12 protein-coding genes and 1 pseudogene are annotated in these 15,372 nt (G+C 67.0%); 1 reads left to right on the top strand and 12 read right to left on the bottom strand.

All coding sequences use genetic code 11. The features are described 5' to 3' along the window. From A9X04_RS15900 to A9X04_RS15890, 3 genes and pseudogenes are all read right to left on the bottom strand, one after another. Nucleotides 1–821: pseudogene (locus A9X04_RS15900) on the bottom strand (secretion protein EspK); the annotation flags it as partial. A 143-nt stretch (nt 822–964) separates the two neighbouring features. After that, nucleotides 965–2,479 carry a hypothetical protein gene (locus tag A9X04_RS15895; protein ID WP_067922112.1) on the bottom strand — a complete coding sequence of 505 codons (1,515 nt, stop codon included), beginning with the start codon at nt 2,477–2,479 and terminating at the stop codon, nt 965–967. A gap of 504 nt (nt 2,480–2,983) precedes the next feature. Next, nucleotides 2,984–3,670: an FkbM family methyltransferase gene (locus tag A9X04_RS15890; RefSeq protein ID WP_231985746.1), complete on the bottom strand. Its 687-nt coding sequence runs from the start codon at nt 3,668–3,670 to the stop codon at nt 2,984–2,986. Between the two features lie 113 nt (nt 3,671–3,783). On the opposite strand from A9X04_RS15890, the gene A9X04_RS15885 reads away from it, so the two are divergent. After that, nucleotides 3,784–4,560, top strand: coding sequence for a glycosyltransferase family A protein (locus A9X04_RS15885; protein WP_067922106.1), 777 nt, complete (start codon nt 3,784–3,786; stop codon nt 4,558–4,560). Between the two features lie 9 nt (nt 4,561–4,569). Here the strand turns inward: A9X04_RS15885 and A9X04_RS15880 are convergent, their stop codons facing one another. From A9X04_RS15880 to A9X04_RS31565, 9 genes are all read right to left on the bottom strand, one after another. Then, on the bottom strand, nt 4,570–6,210 hold the full coding sequence (locus A9X04_RS15880) for a DUF4254 domain-containing protein (protein WP_231985745.1): 1,641 nt from the start codon (nt 6,208–6,210) through the stop codon (nt 4,570–4,572). A 125-nt stretch (nt 6,211–6,335) separates the two neighbouring features. Next, complete coding sequence (locus tag A9X04_RS15875) at nt 6,336–7,391, bottom strand: glycosyltransferase family 9 protein (RefSeq protein WP_082975029.1); 1,056 nt, start codon at nt 7,389–7,391, stop codon at nt 6,336–6,338. A 43-nt stretch (nt 7,392–7,434) separates the two neighbouring features. After that, the gene (locus tag A9X04_RS15870; RefSeq protein WP_156764380.1) at nt 7,435–8,220 is read right to left on the bottom strand and encodes a sulfotransferase; all 786 of its coding nucleotides are present in this window, start codon (nt 8,218–8,220) and stop codon (nt 7,435–7,437) included. A gap of 60 nt (nt 8,221–8,280) precedes the next feature. Further along, the gene (locus tag A9X04_RS15865; RefSeq protein WP_067922090.1) at nt 8,281–8,631 is read right to left on the bottom strand and encodes a YbaB/EbfC family nucleoid-associated protein; all 351 of its coding nucleotides are present in this window, start codon (nt 8,629–8,631) and stop codon (nt 8,281–8,283) included. 184 nt (nt 8,632–8,815) lie between these two features. Beyond that, nucleotides 8,816–10,201, bottom strand: coding sequence for a type VII secretion protein EccE (gene eccE / locus A9X04_RS15860; protein ID WP_067922087.1), 1,386 nt, complete (start codon nt 10,199–10,201; stop codon nt 8,816–8,818). Nucleotides 10,202–10,206: 5 nt separating this feature from the next. Beyond that, a complete protein-coding gene (gene mycP, locus A9X04_RS15855; RefSeq protein ID WP_067922115.1) occupies nt 10,207–11,556 on the bottom strand; it encodes a type VII secretion-associated serine protease mycosin in 1,350 nt (449 codons plus the stop codon). A 261-nt stretch (nt 11,557–11,817) separates the two neighbouring features. Beyond that, nucleotides 11,818–13,656, bottom strand: coding sequence for a type VII secretion AAA-ATPase EccA (gene eccA, locus A9X04_RS15850; protein ID WP_067922084.1), 1,839 nt, complete (start codon nt 13,654–13,656; stop codon nt 11,818–11,820). 41 nt (nt 13,657–13,697) lie between these two features. Beyond that, on the bottom strand, nt 13,698–15,257 hold the full coding sequence (gene eccE, locus A9X04_RS15845) for a type VII secretion protein EccE (protein ID WP_067922081.1): 1,560 nt from the start codon (nt 15,255–15,257) through the stop codon (nt 13,698–13,700). After that, the coding region (locus tag A9X04_RS31565; RefSeq protein ID WP_231985744.1) for a hypothetical protein at nt 15,254–15,372 on the bottom strand (119 nt) is incomplete at its 5' end. The genes A9X04_RS31565 and eccE (A9X04_RS15845), both read right to left, overlap by 4 nt.

The raw sequence follows: 15,372 nt of genomic DNA, 5'->3' as shown, positions 1-15,372 counted from the left end.
GGCCCCGCGACGCCGGGCGCCCCGGGGGCTGGGGCACCGGGAGCGGGCGCCCCGGGCACAGGCGGCCGGTCGGTGGCGGGCGGCGCTGCCGGAGTGGGCTGAGGACCGCCGCCGACGCCACCGCCTGGCGTCGGCATCCCGGGCAGCGAGGGCGCGGGCGTCATGGGTGGCGCCGGCGCCGGCGGTACCGTGCTCGGTTGCTCGGGGACGGGCCGCGGTCGATCTTCCTCGACCGGCGGGGTCTGCGGCGTCGAATCGGGAAGCGTGAGGGGGGGCGGCGTCTTCTGGTCGAGCAGGTCGTCCAGGGCGTTAGGCGGTGGCTTCCACGCCTTGCTCGCCAGGATTCGCTCCGCCGTGCCTTCCATCGTGCTGACGTTGGCCCCGAGCGTCGTTGCGACCACGTTGTTGATGGCCGTGGTGCGCTCGGCGGCGTCCAGGCCGGAATCGCTTTCCAGAATGCTGATCTGCTGCTGCGCGGTTTCGACGTTCTCGGTGATGTCCGACTTGGCCTGCTCGATCGACTGGGCGGTATACCGATCCCAGGTGATGATGGTGGCCAGGCCGTTTTGCAGCGTCATCAACTCGTTGATGTTCGTCCCCAGCTCGCCGTCCGCGGCGCTCGCCGCGCCGCCCGACCAGACACCGCCACCGAAGATCTCGTTCCGTTGATACCGGCAGGTGTCCAAGACGTCTGTGACTTCCCGCAACACCTGGGTGTACTCCACGGCCCGGTCGTAGAGGGCATCCTCATCGACTTCCGGCCACCCGCCCGGCTCGAGCATCTGCTCGGAGTATGCACCGGTCGGCTTGGCAATACCCATCGCCTACTCCTCTCCCCTCTCCGAACATGCCGCCGGCATGGGCGAACCCGGGAGTTGGCGGGTGCCGAAGCTCATGGGTAATAAGCGTAATCGACGTGGGGACAGGCTAACTGCGGCAAAATGACCGACCGGCCGGGCGTTGATTACTTGTCAGGGCCGCCGGCCTTGCGCGGTCGATTGCCGATGACGCCCTCCGTCCATTGCCGCTCCTCGGTGTACATCGACTCGTCCTCGGACTGCACGCGCTTGCCCTTGCCGGCATTTTGTTGGCCTTGACCGCCCATGGGCGCCATGCCGCCCATGCCCCCGCCCATCGCGCCGCCCACGCCTGGCACCCCGCGGCCCGCAGCCGCCGCGGCCCCCGGGGCCGCCGACGCGGGACCGGCGGCCGCGCCGGTTTCCGTCGCGGGCTGTAACGGCATCGAGGGCATGCCGGCGCCGCCGCCCCCGAGCGACGCCGGTTTGACCCCCCCTTTCATGCCGGCGGCCCCCTTCTTCAAGTCCTTCACGGCCTGGTCCAGCTTCGCGGTGTCCGCCCCCGGCGGCGCCGTGGGCATGCCGGGAACCGACGGGACGGTGGGCGCGGCGGCCGGCGGAGAGCCCCCGTCGTTGAGGGGGTTGTTCGGGTCGAATGGGTTGTTGGGGTCGAACGGGTTGTCGGGATCGAACGGGTTGTCGGGCTTGCTGGGGTCGTCGGTGCCGTCGTCGGTCTTCGGGGCGTCAATGCGTGTGGCCGGCACCGGGTTGTCGGGAACGATCTGCGCCAGCGGTATCTGTCCGCTCGAAACGTATTGGGCCAGCGCCGATTCGGACTGTGCCTGCAGCTTCTCGTACCATTCGATGGCGAGCGATATGTACCACTGGCTGTATTGTGTGTAGCGCTTGTACCAATAATCGCACTGCGACACTTCGTATGTGGTGGGATGCGCGCCTTCCTGCGCGTGCTGGTTTTGGTAGCCGGTCGTGAGGGTGGCCTTTTTGTGGGCGTCCACGACGATGTTGGCCTGTTTGGCAAGCTGGCGGCACTTCGCGACCATCGAAGATATCCATTGCCGCTGTTGGGCGAAGTTCGTCTCAACGGCCGTCCTGGCGTCGCCCTCCCACGAGACAAAGGGGCGGAACCGGTCGCTGGTCTCCCGCTGGAAAGTCAGCTGGAACGTATCCCATTCGGTCGCGAATGCCCGGAAGCCTCTGCCCTGGTCGCCGGCTTCGATATCCTTCGCGGCCTGGCGGACCTCGTAATAGGGATATTGGAACGCCGGTGGCGGTGGCGGTGGCGGCGGCAGATATCCGCTGTAATCCTCGTCCGGATCGCACAGGGCCGAGACTTGTTCGCTTGCGCCCGCGGAAGCCGACGTCCCTCCCGAGCCGTCGTTCATGGTCTTGTCGATGGCCGCCGCGGATCCCTCGTCGGCCTCTTCGTACGCCTTGGCCGCATTCCGCAGCGATTTCGCCAGGGTCCGCCATTCCCGTTGGCACGCCTTGAGATACGTCCGCATCTGGTCCGCGTTTTGCGCGAGCTGTACAGCGGCATCCTTGACGAAAGAGATCTCGCACGGTCCCGGCGGGTTGGTGGAAGGGATTGCGGGAAGGGGTCGCTCGATTTCGTCCGCGCGCGCCATGAGCTCTTGGTATTCCACGTTCAGCGTCTGCGTCATGTCGGCTCATTCTCCTTGTGCTGAAGCCAGCATCCTCGGTTGCTCATGTCCTGGGTACGCCATCGAGGGAACGGTCGTGCGCGGGTCCGGAAAACGGGCGATCCCGCAATCGGCGGTGCGACACAGCGCCGGTGTCGCCGAGGAGCACGCCCGCTCCGGCGACACCGGTAGGCAGAGATGGCGTAACCACCGACCACCACCCCTCTCGTCTTGCCGGCCATGCGGGCGGTGCAGTGACGCCGCAGCCACTACCGTGTGCCATCCTATTCCACCGAACAGGGCCCACGCGCGGCGATTTTTTGCCTGATGACGCCGTTTGGTGCGGCTTTGCGGTGCACCGATTCGGGTGCCGGAGCGCACCGGGAATTCGGATTACGGCAACCGCGGACCGAGGTGGAACGCCGTGTGACGGACCGGTTCTCGCCGTTCGGCCCGAGCGGGGGGCGCGCTCGACCGGCCGCCGCAGGTCAGCGGGCCGCGAACCGGTTCCCCGACCATTTCGGATCATTCGCCGCCACGGAGAAAGACCCCGTCGGCCTGCAATACTCGGCCATCGCGTACGTCGATAAAGAATGGGAGATACCCCCTCAGGGTGAGACCCAGGGATTGCACCAGATCAAGGGCCTCTTGGGCGAGCATGCCACCTTCGTACAATGGCACGAAGGTCAATTCGAGTTGCACCCCCGCGCAATGGCGATTGACCGTTGACTCGCCCCCGGCGATCACCTGTTTCTCAAACCCCTGCACGTCGATCTTGAGAAAGGCCACGTCGCCCGGCCGCAGCAGAGCCGGCGCGACGGAATCGAGTCGGCATATCGCCACGTCCTCGGTCCCGACATAGTTCGCCTGAGGATAGACATCCCGGTGGCTCTCCAGCATGGGTAACACCGAACTACTGGCACCCGAGTTGCCTGCGACGTTCATCTCGATCGTCCCGTCATGATCGCCGAGCGCACACTGCTGGCAATCCCAAAGCGGATCGCCCGATGCCGCGCGTTCCAACACGGAGAACGGCCCGGACAGCGGCTCGAAAGAGATTATGCGGCCCTCGAAGCCGGCCGCACGGAGCCCGGCAGCGTATTGTCCTGAATTCGCGCCGACATCAAAAACGATGTTCACCCGGCGGGATTGGAGTTCTCTGACCAGAGTGCGGTTCCAATCGGATTCGGTAAAATGGCGTCTCACCGCGATGTCGGGACCATTCGCGATCCAATACACCGCGTTACGCTAACACGCTGTCAGTGCCGCCCCGGAACATCCGGCACAAGACGGGCTGGGCCCGAAATCGGCTACGCTAGCCGGCAGTGAAACTCGACATACACCTTCAGACCCATTCCGACATAAGCGTGCACGGGGCGCACCGATACGTCGGCGCCCCGAAAAGCGAAATCATGCTGCGCTGCGCGCGGTCGCTCGTGACATCGATCAATCAAGCCGACGGCGACATCGTCTTGCGGGTCTTCGATGACCACTCGTCGGCCGAGACCGTCTCGATTCTGCGGCGGATACTTTCGACATGCAGCTATCCGGTTGAATTCGTCGCACTCGAGGACAGGGGCTACAACGCATCCTGCCTGGCATCGTTTTCCCGTGCGCGCGACGATGCTCGCGAGGTGGTCTATTTCGTCGAGGACGATTATCTGCATACGCCTTCGGCCATCGAGGAGATGCTGGCAGCGCACGCGTTGTTCAAGGACAAGCTCGGCGGGCGGGAAGTGGCCCTGCATCCGTACGACGATCCCAAAAATTATTGGAGCATGATATTCAGTCGTGAGGATTGTCGCGTGGTGTACGGCACGAAAAGGCATTGGCGCACCAATACACATACCACGAATACCTGCTGGGTCGAAGTGGGGACGTTACGGAGGAATTGGGAGCTTTTCGACCGGCTCGCGCGATACTCGAGCACTCCCTACGGCGTGGCGAATCACATCTTCGAAGCGTCGACGATCAACGAGATCTGGCGGGAGCAGGTGACACTTTTCACCCCGATACCGTCGCTGGCGCTGCACCTTCAATACGAAGAGCACAAGGACCCGTATCTGGACTGGGAAGAATGGTGGAACTCGGCGGCCTATTGATCCGGGCCGTCACGCGTCGCGGGACTCGAACAGCGCACAGTAACCTCGCTGATCTGCCGACTTGAATTGCCTGTACAGCTTGAATCTGAGGTCGCCGTCTCGCATCCGGGTGAGGAACCGCTCGAGCCCGCGTAGGAGGTCGTCGTACTGCTCCTCGAGCACTCCGAGGTGCGAGGCGCCGTGTTCCGATCGGTTCGTGTGCAAGATCCGCAGCGTCAGGACGGAAAGTCGGTCGACGATTGTGCCGGGGGTTTCCGTGTGCAGCGCGGCGCTCGGGCTGGGATTGAGGCGAGCGAGCAGGGCGGCGTCGATGTCTTCGATGGCGGCGTTGCGCCGGGCGTTGAGGTCGTCGATGCAACGTTTCCTGCGAGCCACCTCGTTGTCGCCGGCACCGGGCCTGCGAACTGCGTCTTCGTGATGCCACAAGCCGAAGTTCATCGCGTGCAGGTGCAGGGCTTTGGCCGCGATGCTGCCGTCATCGGCGGCGCTGGCGGGCTCGGCGCCATGCCAGGACAGCGCGGTGTCGTGGAACTGCCGCACCGCGGACAGCAGCTCCGCGTCGGGCGAATCGTCTTGTGCGCCAGCGGGTGCATCGGCCCGAAGTCGCGCCGCGGTATGGACGTGCTCTTCGGCGAGCTCCTCCATCGCGCTGAGGACCCGCTCCACGGTGATGTCCAGCATGCTGTCCGCATCGATGTGCCGGTGCGGCGCGAACCGAAACCCCCACGTCGCCGACCGCGTCGGGCCGAAGAGCCCGACCCCCGGCACGCGCGCCAAATCGGCGGCATGGAGCATCGAGGAGTCGATCCCCACGAAAAGATCGGCCTCGGCGACCAGGCCCATCGTGAGGTCAAGCGGCGCCCCGAGATAGGGAAAGACGCGGTCGCGCTCGCGCCCCACGTTGAGCTCCTCGTGTCCCATCCCGACGACCCAGGCCACGAAATCGCGATGGCGTGACAAGAACCGGTCCAGCAGTTCGACGAACCTGCCGACCGGCCACCGCTTCTTCGCCCAACCGGTATCGGCGTGCACGACAAGCACTTTCGTCCCCGAGGGTAAAGCGGCACGGATTGATCGAACGTCCTGCTGAACCGGCGTTGGGATGGGCACCGGCTGCGCGTAGGCCTCGATCCGCGCCGAAGGATCGAACAGCAACGCCAACTTGAACGCCAGGTCGGCCGAGTGCGGCACATCGCGCGGCAGCACAACGTCGTACGCAACGCCGGTCGGGAAGCCAATGCTTGTCGCGGGTGCGAGACGTTCCAGCAGAGGTCGCAGGAAAGCGTTCGAAGGCACCTCCCACGGCACGGCATCGATGAACAGGTCGACAGGGCCGATCTCGGACACCACGGCGTCATAGTCGAGGATTCGGTTTGAGGGTGGCCCCAACGAGGGCCCGACCGGCGGCGAGCCCGTGATGTCGACAAGGCGGGAATCCACTTCGCGGAAGCACAGGTCGTGGGCGATCTTCGGGCAAACCAGCGTGAGCGGGGCGGTGAACATCTCGCCCAACGCGCGCAGAGTCGGCAGCGTCAGCACCGAGTCACCGATGAGCGTGGAGAAATAGATTGTGGGCGTACGCGCGTGCAGCAACTGGCCCAGCATGCCACGCTCAACCGTGACCGCGTGACCGCCCTGCAGCACCGTCATTTCGCTCAATCCGACCATCCTTCGCAGAGCTTAGAACCATAAACCGACCGTGTCGCGTCGCGTTAGCCGGCGGCTTCGGGCCATCGTCCTGGGTGTACCGGCGAAACCGGTTCGGCGGCCATGGCTTACACGCGCTCTCCGGCCAGATCCTCCATCGCATCGAGCGCCGCCTCCACGGCGATATCCGCCATCAGCGGCATGTCGAGGTGCCGGTGTGGCCCAAACCGGAAGCCCCAGGTCTCGGACCGCGTCACACCGAACAACCCAACGCCCGGGACCCGGGCCAGGTCGGCGGTATGCAACATGCACGAATCGATCCCCACGAAAAGGTCCGCGCTGGCCACCATGCTCATGGTCAGGTCGAGCGGGAGCCCAAGCCGGGGAATCACCCGGTCACGCTCACGCCCGACGTTGAGCTCCTCATGCCCCATCCCCACGACCCAGGCCACGAAATCGGGGCGGCGCGACAAGAACCGGTCCAGCAGGTCGATGAACCTGGTAGCGGGCCAACGTTTTTCCGCCCAATCGGTGTCGGCGTGCACGACGAGCACCTTGACCCCCGCGGGTACGTCGGCGCGGATCGCCCGCGCCTGTTCCTGCACCGCTGGTGGAATGGGTAGCGGCTGGGCGTAGCTCTCGATACGTAGCGAAGGATCGAACAGGCGCGGCAACTTGAACATCAAGTCGGCGTAGTGGATCTGTTCCCTGGGGACCACGTAGTCATAACCGTAGTCGGTCGAGAAGCCGATGGTCGTCGTCGGCGCCAGGCGTTCAACCAGAGGTCGAATGACGGTGCTGGACAAGGCGCTCCACGTCAGGGTGTCGATAAAGACATCGACGGCGCCGATCTCCGCCGCCAGGGTTTCGTAATCGCGGGCCCGGGGCAGCGATCCCGGTAAGGGGTGCGGTCCCGCCAGGGGCAATCCCGTGGTGTCCACATGTTGGTCGCTGATCTCCCGGAAGCACAGGTCGAACACCACCTTGGGGCAGATCAGCGTGAGCGGGGACGTGAACATTTCGGCCATCGCTCTCAGCGCCGGCAACGTCAACAGGGAGTCCCCGATATTGGAGACGAAACATGCCGCGGGCGTGTCCGCCCGCAGCAGATCCCTTGGCACGCCGCGCTCGGCGGCTACCGAGTCCCGCCCGGGGAAACTGGGGTTTCGCTCAGAACCGACCATCCTCCGGCAAAGCTTAGACTCTGCCGGTGTCCGCGGGACCCGTTCAGTCGTAACCGAACCGCCGCGCAAGGGTTTCAACCTGGCCCCAGACCCGATCGCCCGCGTCGACCCGGCCCCGGATGGGTGGCGCTTGGCGCAAGGGCGAAAGGTTGCCGACCTTCCACGGCAGCGGAACGCCGTCGCGCAAGAACTGATGGTCGCCGACGGTCTCGGGCGCTGAATGGGCGAGCGCGACGGCGCTGTCGGAAAAGGTGAGACCCCTCCGGCCCAGGGCCGCGTCGAGCGTCGCCGTCGGTCGCCGCGCGAAGTCCTCGTAGCGCAGGACGACCAACTCGGCGTCGGCGGTCTCGAGCGGCTCCAGGCTGCTATCCACCAGCGCCAGCGCTTCGGCAACCGAATCCTTGATCCAGAAGTCCATCGGTGTCCGGTGGGGCGATTCCCGGTGCACCAGACAGGAATTCACCACCTCTCGGGGATCGCGCAGGACGAAGAGCACCGCGGCCTCCGGAAAGCTGCGCTTGAGGGCCGCCAGCTGGGTCGCATACCTGGGGTTCTTTTCGCCCCAGATGACGCCGGGGCCGGCGATCTCGCCCATCAACGTACGCAGGACCAGTGCCGGGTCGGCCGTTTCCCGTGCGCGGCGCCGGTAGTCCAGGTAGACGCCTCGCTCCAGCAGAAACGCTTGCAGCGTGCCGATCACCGACTCGCCGTACCTGCCGACCTGGATCAGATCGATCTCGTCGAAAATCCTGATGTTGTCATGGTGGTTGAGGAACTGGGTGACCATGGTCATCCCGGATCGTGGTGGCCCCGTGACGAAAAGCTGCACGGCCGTCTCCCGCGCGGCTGTCAGGCGGGCATCACAAAACGTGGCCGGTCGTGGAGCTACTCAGCTCATGCCCACGGTGTTTTGCAGGGAACCGAGAATGTCGGTGAGGTTGGCGACCAGCTGCGCTTGCTGAGCTTGGATGGCTTCGGTCGCGCCGGCTTGCGCGTTGGCCAGCGCCTCGTTGATGCGCCGCTGCACCGTGTCGGCGCCCAGCCGCAGCAGCCCGTCTTCGATATGCAGGTCGACGAGGCACCGATGCCCGTTGATGGTCACTTCGACGGTTTCCGTCTCGTCCGATGCCGTGAACGATTCAGTGTTCGTGAGGTGCATCTGGTCCTCGAGGGCCTTGTTGAACCGCTCGAACTGCGCCAACGTCTCAGTAACCTGCGGGTGTGGTTCCCTGCTAGTCATGTGCGAGGTTCCTTCAATCTCGGGGACGCCTGGCTGCGTGGCCGATTACCGGTATGGCCTCGCTCCACGGCAGACCCTCAGTCTAGGGTGACCCGACGCCGGTCAGTGACGGCTTTTTTGCTTGTTGCCCGCCGCACACCCTGGCCGTTTGTGCGATGACACCCGGAGTTTGCCGACCGTTTCCCTAGCGCGGCAGCGCGCTCTGGTAGCGACTCTCCTCGGGCGGCGATACCGGTCGGATGGGTAGCTGGCGATGCCTCGGAGTGCTGATCACGTTGTGGCGCAGCGTCACCCGTGCTACCCCCGGGTGACGTCCGAGATAGGTGGTCGCGTGGGGCCACGCCACCTTCGATTCCGGCCCTACGTGCGCACCGATCAACTCGGCGAACTCGGTGAAACGCGGCCCGAGCGTGACGTTGCCGCCCGAGGCGGTGGCCCGCACCGCAAATTGCATGAATGCGCGGGCATCACCGAAATTGATACTCGTGTCGATGTCGTCGAACGGCATGTACACCGGGTACTGGTTCGCCGTCTCGCCCACCAGCACGCCCGCCGACCCGATCGGGAGCTGGTAGTGCCGGTCGGGGACCAGGGACTGGCCGTGCAGCGCGGCGCGCTGGCTCCCGGACAGGCGGGTGAAACCCCGTGGCTTCTTCGGCGACTCCGAGGTGGTCAGCAGCACCGTCGACTGCGGCGTCCTGCCGGGCACCACCCGGACCCGGGTAATGGTGTGGTCGGCGTGCACCGACCACCACACGTCCGGCCCTCCGATCGCGGTGTAGGCCGCGGTGAAGTTGTTGCTGCCCTTGATCTTTGACCAGCGTTCCCGCTCGAAGCTGATCTCGGTGGCGTGGTCGTAATCATCGAAGCTGCGTCCACAGACGGCGTCGACGCCGTGCCCGGCGAGCTGGTCGGCGATACGCGTCGCCGACGACACCAGGTAGCGGATCAACCCAGCCACTCCATGGTCGCGCCGCTGCGCCGAGCGGCGGGTGCGCTGCGGCTCGGCGCGCAGCATGATCCAGGTCCGCCGGTGCGCTGGAGCCGGGTCGGTGCCGGTCACCTGCTGGTAGAGGCTGAGCAGCTCGGCCGACGACGGCTTACCGGTCCGGTAGCCGGCCGAGACGATGTCGGCCTCCAGGTCGGGGCAGTTGATCTCCAACAGTTGCTCGAGCAGCCGGGTGTCCACGACGTCGTCGGTATGCGCATGCCCGTCGACGATGACCGTCGGTGTGAACGGTCGGGGGATGAGTTCGATGACGGCGACCAGGACTTCGCCCTCCCAGCGCACGGCCACATGCTCTCCCGGCTGCACGGTGGCGCCGACGGCCGGCTCGGAGGGAACGTCGGGCCGCCTGCGGCGCCGCACCAGCCAGGCGCACGCGGTACCGATCCAACCGGTCAGCCGGCGACCGCGGAACGTCACCAAGGCAAGTACCGCGGCCACCGCCACCAGAGTGGGTCCCGCCCATTGGTAGCGGGTTCTCATGAACAAGAGGATGCACAGCGGCGCGATCGCCGCGACCCACAACGCGTGGCCGCTGGAGAACCGTAACCGGAAGGCCCTCATGCGATTCAGCGCCTTCGCAGAGCTTGTCTGGTCAGGGTGGCCAGCCCCAACGCGACCAGCAGGCCGAAGATGCCCGCGGCGACAACGGTGATGGGCCCGTGATCAGGCGGCGGCACGGGGGCCGGGGGCTGAATCCGGTTGACAATCAACGGTGTAGCCGCCGGGGCGCCGGCCGGAATAGCCCATGTGAGTGCCGCGAACGCATCGACTGTGCCCGCCCCGACAGCGTCGTCGACGCCGCCGCCGGGGTGGCGCGCGCTGGCCGTGATCCGGTTGATGACCTGCGCCGGCGCCAAGTCCGGGAACTTCTGCCGAAGCAGCGCCGCGAGCCCGGAGACGTACGCGGCGGCGAACGAAGTGCCGGCGATCGGCACCGGGCCGTCCTTGCCGGGCAGGGCGTCCACCGGCTCGCCGTCGGGACCGAGCGCGACGATGTTCTCCGCCGGCGCCGCCGCACCCACCCACGGGCCGTGCATCGAGAAGGGGCTCGGCGCCCCGTTCTGGCCGACACCGCCCACGGCCAACACCAACGGTGCGTACCACGCCGGCGTGACGATCGTTTGCACCTGCTGCCACCCGCGGGGGTCGTTCGGCATGGACGGGTCGGGCGGCGGGTTCTGCGCGCAGTCGCCACCGGTGTTGCCGGCCGCGACGACGACCACGATGTTCTTGACGTTGACCGCGTAATTGAGGGCCGCTCCCAACGTGGATTCGTCGACCGGCTTTCTCACCTTGAAACATGCCGCTTCGCTGATGTTGATCACGTTGGCGCCCAAGTTGGCGGCATGCACCACCGCGCGGGCCAGGCTGCGGACGGATCCGGCCGCGGGCGACGCGTTGGGGTCGTTCTGGTTGGCCTGGTTGTCCTTCGGCTCGTACGCCTCCGACGTCTGGCGCAGCGAGATCACCCGGGCGTCCGGTGCGACGCCGACGAATCCGTCGGTCAGCGCGGGCCGGCCGGCGATGATCGACGCGATCAGCGTCCCGTGCGCATCGCAGTCGGACAGGCCGTCGCCGTCGGCAACGACGAAGTCGCCACCCGGCTCGGCGGGGACCCGAGGCGAGGGATCCACCCCGGTGTCGATGACGGCCACCGTGACGCCGGCGCCCGTCGCGAACCGGTGTGCCGCGCCGACGCCCAGGTACGCGTCGGCCCACGGTGGATCGTGAAAGTTGGTTCCCGGCAACGTCAATGGGGCCTTGCAAACGCGGCGCTGTTCGAGCGGTTGGTCAGGTCCCGTTGTGTCGGGCGGCATCGCGGCCGGGTCGATCGAGGGCGGGGCGACCGCCGACGCGGGGGGCGCGGTGAACAGCACGATCGTCAGCGTCACCGTGATCAGCCAGATACGGTGCACCGCCGGACACTCCATTTCGATCAGCCGCGGCGCTGGTCCTGCCCGCCGACCATTCGGGAGCAGTATTCGCGGACGTGGCGCCGCCTGCATCTTAAGCATGCCCGGCCGCATCGATGACGCGTTTCCTCGAGAGTGCGCCGGGTTACGCCCGGCGGCGCCTGGAGCCCCCAAAGAGCCGTCGCGGCACGCTTTTCCCCGCGCGGGTGGAATATGAACGCCACCGGAACGGCGGGTGTCCGCCCGCCGTCCAATGGATGGCGACTACCAGACGATGGCCGCCATGTCACGGTTGTCCGAACACACGCTGCGCACCGCGGCCTCGATGTCGGGGGCGGTGATGATCTGCAGGTCCTCGACGGTCACCGCCTGGCCGGCACGCTTCTGCGCGACCACGCGGGTGTCCCGGAAGCCCTCCGCCCGCTCGATGACGTTGCGGGCGAACCGGCCGTTCTGCATGGCGTCGATGCCGTGCCGCCCCCCGGGGGTCGTGTAATTGCGGATGGTGGTGGCCGCGTCCAGGAACGCCTCGCGCGCGGCGTCGTCGAGCTTGCTGGCGCGCGGTGCCGCGTAGCGCTGACCGATCTCGACGATCTCGGCCGGCGAATACGACTCGAACCGCAGCTTGCGGTTGAATCGGCCCGCCAAACCGGGGTTCACGGTGAGGAATTCGTCCACCTGGTCCTCGTATCCCGCACCGATGAAACAGAAGTCGAAGCGGTGCGTTTCCAGCGCGACGAGCAGCTGGTTGACGGCCTCCATGCCGATCATGTCGGGTGTGCCGTCTTGGTGCCGCTCGACCAGGGTATAGAACTCGTCCATGAAAATGATTCGGCCCAGCGACTTTTCGATCAGCTCGTTGGTCTTGGGCCCCGACTCCCCGATGTAGTGGCCGCAGAAGTCCGACCGGCGGACCTCGCGGATTTCGGGATGCCGCACGATCCCCATGCCGGCGTAGATCTTGCCCAGCGCCTCGGCGGTGGTGGTTTTACCGGTACCGGGCGGACCCACCAGCAGCATGTGGTTGGTCTGCCCCTCCACCGGCAGGCCGTGCTCGAGGCGCATCATCCGCACCTCCAGCTGGTCTTCGAGCGCCGACACGGCCTGCTTGACCGCCGCCAGCCCGACCTGCTTGGCCAGCAGAGCGCGGCCCTCGGCGAGCAGCTCGGCGCGCCGCTCGGCGGTGGCGTCGTCGTCGAGCTCATCGCGGCTCTTGGCCGTCGACGCGTCCCACCGGTCGGTGCGGCTGGCGATGGTTTCCTCGTCGGTGACGACCAAGTGCAGGTTGGGGTCGGCCAGAGCCGCCTTCGCGGCCTCGGTCAGGACGCCGTTGATGGTCGCCTTGGACAGCCAGACCTGAGCCTTGTCCTCCTCACGCAGCTGGCGGTGCACCATCCCGCGGACATAGGCCAGGTCGGCGACCAGCAGCGGGATATCGGCCGGCCCGATCGAGGCGGTCAGCACGTCGGCGTCGAAGCGGCCCGACGCGTTGGTTTGCCCGATCACGTCGACGCGGTCCAGCCAGTCCAGGGCGACCCTGCCCTGCCCCAGGTGGGCGGCGGCGTGGGCCGCCAGCGCGCAGATCGACGCCGTCACGGCCGACATGATGATGGCCTGCGGCGGCAGCTCCTCGGCGGCCGTCAGCAGCACGTCCGACCAGCGCTGCGTGGTGTACATCAAGAACGCCCGGGCCAGCTGGTGCCATTGGTAATTGGCCCAGGCATCCAGCAGGTCGCGATTGGCGAGCAGCCGGTCGGCCTCGGCGTACTCCCCGGCGATGGTCAGCGCCGACGACAACGCGAGCCCCACCTGCGACGCGTCGGTCACCGTGATCCCGATGTAGGGGCCCAGCTGGATCTCCGCGGCCAGCGTCTGCCCGATGCGGGTCGTCTCGCGGTGCAGCCATTCGCTGGTGGCGTAGAGCTTCTTCAGCGAGGCCAGGTCGTTGTCGCCGCACGCGATGCGGCCCAGCCACGCGTCGGCCATCGACGGGTCGGCATCGGTGGCGGCGACGAACTCGGGCAGCGCAGCCGCCCGGCCCTGCCTGTTCTTGACGGTCATGGCCCGGTCGAAATGCCTACGGGCGGTTTGCAGATCACCCATCGTGTGCGCTCATCGAACTATGCCTCAAACTCTTTGACGTCCTATGTGACCGACATGGTGACCGGCTCGAGACTCACGTAGCGGTTCTCGGCGCGGAACATGTCCATCTCGACCAGCCAGTCCTCGCCCGCCGCGCTGACCCGCACCATTGCGGGACCAACCTGTTCGATGATCACCTCGAAGTTGTGCCGGTGCCCTTCGGGCAGCCTGGTGCCCGCAGGCGCGACGGTGATCACGGTCGCGGGTCGCGGGGTGGGCGAGATCGAAGCGACGTGCTCCACGACGCTGACGGTGGTGCGCGGCGCGGGGCGGACGGTGCTGACGACGCTGATCTCGGGCATTCGCACGGTGGCCCAGCGCGTCATGTCGCGGGTGTGCACGCAGACCCGCTCGCCGGCGCCAGCGGTGCGGATCACGATGCGCTTGGCGATCGGGTCGTCAGCCGCCACGAAAACCCTTGACAGTTCACCGGCGTCGGTGACGGGGATCATGAGCCGGTCCCCGTTGCTCAGCTTCCCGATCAGCACGCCCGACGGGCCGATCTCGGTGAGCAGATGCTCCGGCAGCGGGCTGGGACGCAGCGCCCGCAGGTGGGGCCGCGGGCCGCACATGTTGGCCGCCGCGGCGGCGGCCTGTTCCCCGTTGAGCCGGCGCAGGATCACGCTGGGCGGGGTGGGAGCCGGTGTCGGTGTGCGCACGGTGATGGTCGCCGTGCAGGTCGCGTCCGGGTACACGGTCACATTCTGGATGACCTCGTCGACGCGCAGTGTCCACGCCTGCGACAGCACGCGCGAGTTGATCGCCTCGGCCGGATACGCGTAGGTCGTCATCCAGCCACCCTCGCCGCGGATGGCCTTCCAGCGCTGCACGTCCCCCTCGATCGCGTCACACCCCAGCCGGCGATCCAGCTCCGCCAGGTCGGTGGCGTTGGCCACCTTGGCCCGCAACCCCTGGCAGCGCAGCAGGCCCGCGATACGCTGCGCCACCGAAATGGCCGCGGCGCCAACGGTTGTCCGCCAACGCAGCGCTTGCGTGTTGTCGATGATCGACAGCCGCATGATCAACCAGGTTTCGCGCCGGCCCGCATATGGCGGGGTACCGATCTCCGAGTCATACACCCGCGGGTAGTCCCCGACGGTGCCGTGCCGGGAGCCGAGTGATACGACGCTGATCGAGTCGAGCATCAAACCCAGCGCCTGGTGCATCATCGGCACCAATTCGACGACGTCGATGACGTTGTCGGTCTCGACGGTCACCGAGCCGGTCACCGTGGTGGCTTGGTGCGCCCTGCCCAGCAATTGCACCGCCACCACCGCGACGCCGTCCTGCACCCGGACGCCACCGCCGGAACGGTTGTTGGCCACGGTCAGTGGGGCGTCCCAGCTGATCGGCCGCCGGCCGTGGCGCCACAACACCAGCCACGACCACGCGGGCTGACCCCACCACCGGACGAAGACCAGGGCGATGCCGACCACCGCGTCGACCGCGGCGCCGATGTAGCCGGCCGCCGCCCAACTCGCCACCGCGAGCAGGAACACGACCCACACCCCGACGACCCGTCGGTTGCTGCCCGGGCTGAACCCGGTCAGCGTGGACCTCACCGCGCCCTCCTCAGCCGCGCCGCAATGGCGGCCACGAGCACGCCCGCGGCCACCGCCCCGACGAACCCGACCGCGATGTTGCGGGCCCGGTGGTTCGCCGCCGCGGGTGGCGGGG

This window comes from Mycobacterium sp. E3247, assembly GCF_001667785.1.
Taxonomy (GTDB): Bacteria; Actinomycetota; Actinomycetes; order Mycobacteriales; family Mycobacteriaceae; genus Mycobacterium.
The sequence above is the reverse complement of the archived record's forward strand: the minus strand, read 5'-3'. Positions and strand labels throughout refer to the sequence as shown.

Coding starts and splice junctions, on each gene's coding strand:
- eccE (WP_067922087.1), bottom strand. CDS start 10,201: ATGAGGGCCTTCCGGTTACGGTTCTCCAGCGGCCACGCGTTGTGGGTC.
- eccA (WP_067922084.1), bottom strand. CDS start 13,656: ATGGGTGATCTGCAAACCGCCCGTAGGCATTTCGACCGGGCCATGACC.
- A9X04_RS15880 (WP_231985745.1), bottom strand. CDS start 6,210: ATGACGGTGCTGCAGGGCGGTCACGCGGTCACGGTTGAGCGTGGCATG.
- A9X04_RS15875 (WP_082975029.1), bottom strand. CDS start 7,391: ATGGTCGGTTCTGAGCGAAACCCCAGTTTCCCCGGGCGGGACTCGGTA.
- A9X04_RS15865 (WP_067922090.1), bottom strand. CDS start 8,631: ATGACTAGCAGGGAACCACACCCGCAGGTTACTGAGACGTTGGCGCAG.
- A9X04_RS15895 (WP_067922112.1), bottom strand. CDS start 2,479: ATGACGCAGACGCTGAACGTGGAATACCAAGAGCTCATGGCGCGCGCG.